Below are 1,864 nucleotides of genomic sequence, written 5' to 3'. Positions count from 1 at the left end.
CACTTGTGAAAAAAGTTTCAAAATAAATAGATAAGTTAGAAAGTTCATGTTATAATCTTTCTGAGGTGGTATTGTGAGTTTAGATATCTTTATGAGTACATTAGCTCGTGCATTTTCATATGTGTTACCCATCGTTGGTGTCATCGCATTAATTTATTTAATTCTCTTTTTGAAGCAATTGATTGAAACTTTAAAACAAGTCTCAAAAACGTTGGATACGGCCAATGATCAATTGAAAAAACTAGATGAGCCATTAAAGACGGCAGAAAATATTTCGAATACGGTGGATGAGGTAAATCAAACCGCAAAAGAAGCATTTATGAATGTGGTTGGTGCGTTAAGTGAAAATGTACAAAATGCCAAAGACTGGTATCAAAGTAAAAAAACTGGAAAAGAAAGCATAGAAACAAAGGAGGATGAATGACATGGATGAAAAACAATTAATTGATGATTTAGAAAAAGAATCGATGCTAGAGCTTGAAGTAATGCATGAATCCGAAAATACAGATAATGAAAGAATTATTGAGGATGCCAAGAGCAAAATCGAAAAATTATTCGATGATGTGCGTGACTTATTAAAGGATGCTTCAGATCCTGAAAAGGTTAAGGAAGCATTATCGCAGGCAAAAGAAGATGCGAAAGATATTCTTTCTTCGACAAAGGATAAAGTGGTTGAAGTAAGTGAAAGTGAACAATTTAAACAGACAATGTCAGCTGGAAAAGAATTCTTACAGGGTACAGCTGGATTGGTTGTTGAGGGCTTTAAATATGGAAAAGAAACATTAAGAAAAAATGATTCTTTGCGCAAGGTAATTGATAAGGCGGATGAAAAAGTCGATGAAATTCGTACGAATGATTCTGTTATTCGTGCCGTTGATAAAGCAGAAGAAGTAACGGGTAAAGCTACCGAAGCATTGTTTAGTGGATTAAAGAAGATTTTTAATAAGGGGGACGAATAGGAATGAAACGAATTACCATTTATGATGTTGCCAAAGAAGCCGATGTCTCATTGGCAACTGTATCACGTGTTATTAATGATAGTAATGTAGTGCGTGAAGATACACGTATGCGTGTTCAACAAGCGATTGAAAAATTGGGTTATAAACCAAATGCGATTGCGCAAGGTTTGGCATTGTCTAAAACTACGACAATTTCAATCGTAATGAGCGAAAAATTGTTTGCGTACAACGCAAAAATCTTGAATGGTTTGATGGATGTCGCAAAAATCTATAACTACAATATCATGTTCCATACAACAAGTAAGGGAATTTCAAAAATGCAGGATGTGATTGAATCTATTATTAAATCACGTGTCGATGGTGTCATCTTGTTTAACGACAACTTCTCAGAAGATGAACTGGAAGTTTTACATGAATACCAAATTCCAATGGTTGTAATTGGAAGTAAATTAAAAGGCCAAAAGATTGGTAACGTTGGAAATGTATATATCAACTTCGAACGTATGGCTTATGAATTTGTGAATGAATGCTTCGAAAAAGGCATTGATGATATTTCTATGGTAGAAGATAAATTGAATCTTTCTATGATGGAACAATTAAAAGCGGGTGTAGATCGTGCTTATGCAGAAAAAGGATTGGTATTTGATAAGTATGTTAGATACGATGATAGCTACAAATCAAGCTACACATTCTTATCCGACTACTACAAGAACCACAAACCAAGTCGTATGGTCATTACATTCCGTGATTCTCAGGCCATCGCTTTAATGAACGCATGTAAAGAAAGCGGATATTCAATTCCAGATGATACAGAACTTGTATGTATCTTGAACTCAAAATATTTGACAATGATGCGTCCAACAATTTCAACTTACAACATTCCTGAATATGATTTAGGAGCTGTT

Annotated in this window: 3 protein-coding genes; all 3 read left to right on the top strand. The window is 34.4% G+C overall.

Going from position 1 to position 1,864, the window contains the following annotated elements; all coding sequences use genetic code 11:
* Positions 1-73 precede the first annotated feature (73 nt).
* Entirely contained in the window at positions 74-424 is a 351-nt protein-coding gene (locus tag ACZQCL_RS09175; protein ID WP_482482959.1) for a hypothetical protein, read from the top strand.
* Position 425: 1 nt separating this feature from the next.
* Entirely contained in the window at positions 426-959 is a 534-nt protein-coding gene (locus ACZQCL_RS09170; RefSeq protein ID WP_227991805.1) for a hypothetical protein, read from the top strand.
* A 2-nt stretch (positions 960-961) separates the two neighbouring features.
* Positions 962-1,864: LacI family DNA-binding transcriptional regulator (locus tag ACZQCL_RS09165; RefSeq protein ID WP_482482957.1), on the top strand; the 903-nt coding region annotated here is incomplete at its 3' end.

It is taken from the genome of Holdemanella sp., assembly GCF_056804935.1.
This window is presented reverse-complemented; position numbering and strand designations above follow the sequence as displayed.

What these genes read in the sequence shown, in the direction of transcription:
- ACZQCL_RS09170 (WP_227991805.1), top strand. Translation starts at nt 426, where the DNA reads ATGGATGAAAAACAATTAATTGATGATTTAGAAAAAGAATCGATGCTA.